Raw genomic sequence first — 6,589 nt, forward strand, 5'->3', positions numbered from 1 at the left:
ATGCGCTAAGGCAGGACGATGGTCTGGCCGGCAGAGAGTCCGTTCACCACTTCCACTTCCAGGCCGCTGCTGATGCCGGTGGCGACCTCCACGCGGCGAGGTCTGCCGCCGTCCAGGAGATCAACGTACTGGCGCGCGCCGTCGGATGTGATGGCGCGGGCCGGGATGACCAGGGCGCGGGGGTTGACGCGGGTCACCAGGGTGGCGTCAAGGCCGATGCGGATAGTGCGGGGTATCGTCTCGTTCGGCGCGAAGCCAATGAGCAAATTGTAGGCCCGTTGTCCCTGCCACAGGGTGGGCTTATCCGACACGGAAAGCACCGTCCCGATGTGTTCGACGCTGGGGAAGGGGTCGAGCACGACGCGCGCTTGCAGGCCGGGGGCTGCTTTGGAGCGGTCCACCTCCAGCACGGTGGCCTCCACCCGCACGCGGGAAGGATCGGCGAGCACGCCCACGGGGTCAAAGCCCCGCACCTGGTCGCCCACCTTTCGGTCCATGGAAAGGATGACTCCTGAGAATGGAGCGCGCAGAAGGGATGCCTCCTGCTGGTCCAAAAGGCGCTGGAGGACGCTTTCCCGGTATTTCACCTCTCGCTCGGCGCTCGCCACGTCTACCTTATTCAACTGCTCCTGCCGCAGCTGAATCGCAGCGTCCAATTGGACGATTTGCAGGTTGACCTCAGCTATGCGTTGCGCTGAGGGCGGGCCGACCTTCAGCTTGGAGAGCCGCTCCTGGGCGGACTGGAGAAGTGACTGCGCGTTGGCCAGGGCGCTTCGTTTGGAAGCCAGGTCACTGGGGTCAGGGCGTGGGGTGAAGCGGACGATGTCGTCACTCAGGGAGTCCAGCGCCACGATTGCCAGCCCGGTTTCCTGCACGGCGCTGGCGAAGCCTTGCGCCGCCTTTGCCCGCGCATCCGCTAGCTTTGTCTGGGCGGTGCGCATGTCGGCCTGAAGAGGCTCGATTTGGGCCTGCAACAGCGTCCCCCGCGCCACCCCTGCGAGGCCTGTGTCATAGGCTTTCCTGGCCTGGTCATACTCAGCCTGGGCCTGGGGAATGAGGAGCAGGACGCCGCTCTGGCCGACGACCAGTCCTGTCCGGGTGTTCTTGAGGCCCGTCTCGATGCCAGTGGTCAGCGTGTTCCCCGTGATGCGCGCGTCCAAGGCATCCATGTCCTCCAGGCGGACACCGGGGTCGCGCCGGGCTTGCACCACGGTGCGGCGGAGGTCGGTGACCAGGTTAAGGGCGCTTTCCAGCGCATCCAGCGAATCCTGGACGCCGCCGTTAGCCAGCCGGTCAGCCAGGCCCTGAATACGGTCGCGCATGAGGGTCAGGCCGGTCTTGAGGCGGCCCACCTGGTCCACGGCGGCTCGCAGGTGAAGCGCGGGGTTTTCCGCGCGCGTCAGGTCCTCCTGTGTCCTCCTGACGTCGTCCCGCGTCGCGGACACGGCCAGCTCAGCGCGCTGCTGGTCTGTCTGGGATGTGTTTCCTTCCAGGTCCGCCTTGGATGCATCTTCCAGCATTTTCCCCCGCGTGATTTTCAACTTGTCCACTTCATCCGCGGAGCGCTGGAGTTTGTTCAGGTCGCTTTTCGCCTTCTCCAGAGTGTACTGGGCGTCCTGGATGGTGTTGGACAGGCCGGGCACGCCCAGCTCAGCGAGGACCTGGCCCGCCTCAACCTGGTCGCCCGGCGCAACCTTGAGCGCTTTGAGCGTGCCATCGTTGGTGAACACGAGGGGTTCCTCGCGCACGGACACCAGACGCCCGCGGAGCTTCAGAGTCTCCGTCAGATTGCCCGTGGCGACGGTGTAGGTAGCGCGCTGGGGCGCGGGAGTAGGCGTGAAGAAAGGCTCGGGCACGGGACTGCCCTGGGCATGGGTCTCGCAGCCTGCGCTGATAAGGGACGCGGTGACGAGGAGCGTCAGGAGCAATGTGGAACGGGGCCAGCGTGTCATGGTCATATTCTAGGAAATTCTTACCGTTGACGCCGTGTCCGCCGTGGGCTTTCCCACAAGGCGCATGAGGCGTTCTATCACGGCCCGCTGTCCGTCTGTGCGCGCCGTTTCCACCAAGGCCCGCGCCTCTTGAAGCAGGGCCGTCCGAGACGGATAGTCGTTGGCCCGCACTTCGCGAATGCTGGGATGGGCCGTGGGCGCCATCGTCTCCCTGTGGGATGCTACCAGACTCTCTGACATCTTCTCCCCTGGGCGGGGGCCGGTGTATCGTATCTGAATGTCTTCGCCGACGCGCAGGCCCCGCAGTCGGATAATGCGCCGCGCAAGGTCAACAATGCGTATCGTCTCACCCATGTCCAGGACGAAGATGTCGCCGCCTTTGGTGAAGCAGGCGGCCTGGATGATGAGGCTGACCGCCTCCAGGAGGCCCATGAAGTAGCGGGTCATCTCCGGGTGGGTCACGGTGACGGGGCCGCCGCGCTCGATCTGCTTCACGAAAGTTGGGACGACGCTCCCTCGGCTGTTCAGGACGTTGCCAAAGCGAACGGCGGCGAACCGGGTGGCGCCATCGCGGGGCATGGTTACGGTGATCATCTCTCCGACCCGCTTGGTGGCGCCCATGACGCTTTCGGGCTCCACTGCCTTGTCCGTGGATATCAGGACAAAGCGCTCCGCCTGGTACTTGTAGGCCAGGTCGCATAGAATGCGCGTGCCCTCCACGTTGACTAGGACGGCGGCGTCCGCGTGCTCCTCCATAAGGGGCACGTGTTTGTAGGCGGCGCAGTGAAAGATAAGGTCAGGCTGTTGCTCTTTGAATATGTCTTCCAACCTGTTTTCCTGCAAGATGTCGCGGACCAATAGCCGGAAAGGTACTTTGTTGGGCAGAAGCCCTATCTCCAGACCCAGGTCGTAAAGTCCGCTTTCATTGTTGTCCAGAAGCAGAAGCATTCTCGGATTGTAGTGGGCCACCTGGCGGGAAAGCTCCGAGCCAATGGAGCCGGCCGCTCCGGTCACAAGGACGGTCTTCCCTGTGACGAGCCGCTGGCAGGCCTGCGCGTCCACGGGCACTGCTTTGCGGCCTACGAGGTCCTCCACTGTGATGTCCCGCAGACGAAGCTGACCGTCCTGTCCGTTGACAGTCTCCAGGATTTCTGGCTCAATCTGGATTTTGGCGGATGTCTCCTCGCACATGGAAAGGATCTCGCGGAAGTCAGCTCCCGACACGCGGTGCATGGCGATGACAATGGTATTCACATTCCCGCTGTCAACGATGTCTTTGATACGGCTGCGGTTTCCCAGGACCTTCACCCCATGCACCTGCATGCCTAGCTTCTGGGGGTCGTCGTCCACGAATCCGACTACTTCATACATCTGGGCTGCCCAGTTCTTGAGGCGCCATGCCATGAGTTGTCCTGCTTCGCCCGCGCCGATGATCAGCACCCGGTTGCCCCCTGCGCCCTGGCGTATGCGGCGGAGGCGCCAGAGGAAGCCGGTGACCAGACGCCAGCGGTAGCGGGTGGCGGCGAAGAAGCCCGCGGCAAAGATGCTGCCCATGATGACAACGCTCAGCGGTACGGGACGGATGGTGAACAGGGCGTCGCTCACGAGCAGCAGCAAGCCTGCCAGCCCCACGGCGCCCAAGATGCCGGTGGCCTCGGTGGAGCTGGCGTAGCGCCACAGGCGCTCGTACAGGCCGAAGGCGACGTTGGTCAGACAGTAAACGGCGGCAATGGGGAGCATGAAGACACGGAGGGTCTGGAGATATTCCTGAGGGATGCTGTCAAATCGGAGGAACAGGGCCGCGATGTACGCCGCCCCCACGAGAACCGCGTCGGTCAGAATGGGCAACGCGTACCGGCGAAATATGAAGAGCATATCCCGCTGGGGAATGCCGTTGTTTGCTACACCAGCGGACATACATCCCTCTTCTGTCTCCGAACGCCCCCGTCGCGTCCCCCCAACTCCCTACCTCACCGTCCTCAGCGCGTCCTGGAGCGCCTCGCAGACATACTCTATCTGCCCCTGCGTCATAAGCCCGGAAAAGGGCAGCGCCAGGGATGACCCGCCCGCCATCTCGGCCACCCGAAAGTCACCCTCCCGATGTCCGAATTGTGCTCGATAAAAGGGTTGCAGATGAATAGGCGGGAAATAGGGCCGTGTAGGCACGCCCCGCGACTGCAACCAATGTATAATTCTATCGCGATTTGCTCCATCCGTCAATCGCACGACATACCGGAACCAGCTCGCGCGCGTGGTGTCCGAGGCGATGGAAGGGACCTGGACACCCGGCGCGTCCCGGAGGAGCCGTGTGTACGCCTGCGCCACCCGCTCGCGCTTCCGGAGCAACTCCTCTATGCGCTCCAGTTGGACCAGCCCCAGGGCGCAGCTCATCTCGTCCAGGCGGTAGTTGTAGCCGAGGCGCTCGTGCGCCAGCCACAGGTCGCCCTCGCTGCGGCCCTGGTTTCGCAGGCTGCGGAGCAGGGCGGCCAACGCCGGGTCGTCGGTGACGACGACGCCCCCTTCGCCTGTAGTCATCTGCTTGTTGGGGTAGAAGGCGAAGACGGCGGCGCGGCCAAACGTGCCCACCTTGCGCCCCCGGTACTCGGCGCCGATGGCCTCGCACGCGTCTTCGATGACCGTGAGGTTGCGCCGATGGGCTATGTCCATGAGCGGCGTCATGTCGCACGGCTGGCCGAAGATGTGGACCGGCAGAAGCGCTTTCGTGCGCGGCGTGATGCGCTCCTCCACCTGCCGCACGTCCATGTTCAGGGTGAGAGGGTCCACGTCCACGAACACCGGCGTCGCGCCGGCGTAGAGGATGCAGTTGGCCGATGCGATGAAGCTGTAGGGCGACGTTATCACCTCGTCGCCGGGGCCGATTCCCGCGGCGACCACGCACATGTGCAGCCCCGCGGTGCCGCTGCTGACGGCGATGCCGTGCCGCGCGCCGACGTAGTCGGCGAAGGCGCGCTCGAACCTCTCAAGGTTCGGGCCCAGCGCCAGGTGCGGCGTCGCCAGCACTCGGTTGACGGCCAGAATTTCCTTTTGTGTGATGTCGGGTTGTGACATGGGTATGTCCATATCAGCCTTTCGTCCAGGACGGCCGCAGCCGCAGGTTCCACCACAGGAACGTGCCAAAGAACATGATTCCTTCGAAGATACAGACGCCCAGCGCTACTTCAAGGGGGAGGTAGCGGAGGATGAGGGCGCTCAGTCCGAAGCCGATGGCGAAAAAATACATCAGGAGGACAGTGGCCGCGCGGGGAAGGCCCGCCCCGTGCAGCAGGTCGTAGATGTGATAGCGGTCACCCATCATGACGTCCTTACGACGCACGGCCCTGCGAACGACCGCCAGGATGACATCGGCGATGGGCATGCCCAGGACCAGGAGCGGCGCGGCGGCCTGGGCGATGTTCTGCGCCTGCGCCGTGAGCAGCACGACGACGGCCCCCAGGCTGAACCCCAGGAACAGGCTGCCGCCGTCGCCCATGAAGGTACGCGCGTGAGGGAAGTTGTAGGGCAGGAAGCCCAGGCACGCGCCCATCAGGGCCGCGGCCAGCAGAAGTGCGGGCTCGTTGTGGCTCTGCGCGGCGAGCAGGGCCAGGAAGCCCGCGGCGATGGCCGTCATGCCGCCTGCGAGTCCGTCCATGCCGTCCAGCAGGTTCACCGCGTTGGCGCCGCCCGCCAGATAGAAGAGCGCCGCGACGCCGCCCAGCACGATGGGCGAGACAGCGGGGCTGAGGGAGATGCCGGAGACGACGGCGAGGACGCCCGCGCCGATCTGCCCGATGAGGCGTGTCTTGGGCGACAGGCGGCGCAGATCATCCATCACGCCCACCGCGACAATGGCGGCGAGGGAGAGCAGCACGCCGCCCCACGCGAGGGGAGCGCCGCCCCCCGACGCGTAGCGCAGGCCGACGGCCAGGGCTATGATGACCGCCGCGAAGATGGCGAGGCCGCCCAGTCGCGGAGTGGGCAGCGCGTGGATGGCGAGCGGCCCCGGACGGTCCACGACGCCCAGGCGGCGGGCGACCAGAATGGACACAGGGGTCAGCGCGAGGGCCGACAACAGCCCGGTGATGACGAGAGTCAGAAGCAGCCAGGGAGTGGACATGCTACATGTCAAACCTAGTCCACGAAGCGGTACTTGAGCAATACCCAGAGGATTGCGAGTCCATCATGCCACCGAATCTTCTTGCCTTGTTCATAGCTGCGGCTGTTATATCTGACGGAGACCTCCGTGATCGGGTATTTGCGTTTGAGCAGTTTGGACGTTATCTCCTGGTCTAGTTCAAAGCGACGTGATCTGAGCGGGAAACTTCTGAGTAGTGGAGCGCGAAAGGCCTTGTAGCAGACCTGGGTGTCGGTGAGGTTGCCGCCATACAGGAAACGGGTAAGCAGGGTCAGGACAAGGTTCGCGAAGTATTGGGACGGGATGAATCGGTGCTCCTTGGCCTTGAAGCGCGAGCCGTAAACAACATCCGACTTGTTCTCCAAAAGAGGCGTCACCAGTGCGGGATAATCCGCGGGATCATACTCCAGGTCTGCGTCCTGAAAAACGATGATGTCTCCCGTCGCCCTTGCACTCGCCACCTGCAGGGCTGCCCCTTTGCCCTGGTTTGTCGGCTGACGAATCA

At 64.1% G+C, this 6,589-nt stretch carries 5 protein-coding genes; all 5 read right to left on the reverse strand.

What is annotated here, in order from left to right; genetic code table 11:
- Positions 1-5 precede the first annotated feature (5 nt).
- The gene (locus tag Q7T26_08970) at positions 6-1,952 is read right to left on the reverse strand and encodes an HlyD family efflux transporter periplasmic adaptor subunit (GenBank protein ID MDO8532279.1); all 1,947 of its coding nucleotides are present in this window, start codon (positions 1,950-1,952) and stop codon (positions 6-8) included.
- Between the two features lie 9 nt (positions 1,953-1,961).
- On the reverse strand, positions 1,962-3,869 hold the full coding sequence (locus Q7T26_08975) for a nucleoside-diphosphate sugar epimerase/dehydratase (protein MDO8532280.1): 1,908 nt from the start codon (positions 3,867-3,869) through the stop codon (positions 1,962-1,964).
- Between the two features lie 48 nt (positions 3,870-3,917).
- Positions 3,918-5,021 (reverse strand): DegT/DnrJ/EryC1/StrS family aminotransferase, encoded by a 1,104-nt coding sequence (locus Q7T26_08980; protein MDO8532281.1) that lies wholly within the window; start codon positions 5,019-5,021, stop codon positions 3,918-3,920.
- A 13-nt stretch (positions 5,022-5,034) separates the two neighbouring features.
- Entirely contained in the window at positions 5,035-6,066 is a 1,032-nt protein-coding gene (locus tag Q7T26_08985; GenBank protein ID MDO8532282.1) for an MraY family glycosyltransferase, read from the reverse strand.
- 14 nt (positions 6,067-6,080) lie between these two features.
- Positions 6,081-6,589 (reverse strand): glycosyltransferase family 2 protein (locus Q7T26_08990; GenBank protein ID MDO8532283.1); only part of this gene is annotated, 509 nt, incomplete at its 5' end.

Source organism: Dehalococcoidia bacterium (assembly GCA_030648205.1).
Classification (GTDB): Bacteria; Chloroflexota; Dehalococcoidia; order JAUSIH01; family JAUSIH01; genus JAUSIH01.

Bases quoted from the DNA above. Each gene is read 5' to 3' on its own strand.
- Q7T26_08985 (MDO8532282.1), bottom strand. From the start codon at position 6,066: ATGTCCACTCCCTGGCTGCTTCTGACTCTCGTCATCACCGGGCTGTTG.
- Q7T26_08980 (MDO8532281.1), bottom strand. From the start codon at position 5,021: ATGTCACAACCCGACATCACACAAAAGGAAATTCTGGCCGTCAACCGA.
- Q7T26_08970 (MDO8532279.1), bottom strand. From the start codon at position 1,952: ATGACACGCTGGCCCCGTTCCACATTGCTCCTGACGCTCCTCGTCACC.
- Q7T26_08975 (MDO8532280.1), bottom strand. From the start codon at position 3,869: ATGTCCGCTGGTGTAGCAAACAACGGCATTCCCCAGCGGGATATGCTC.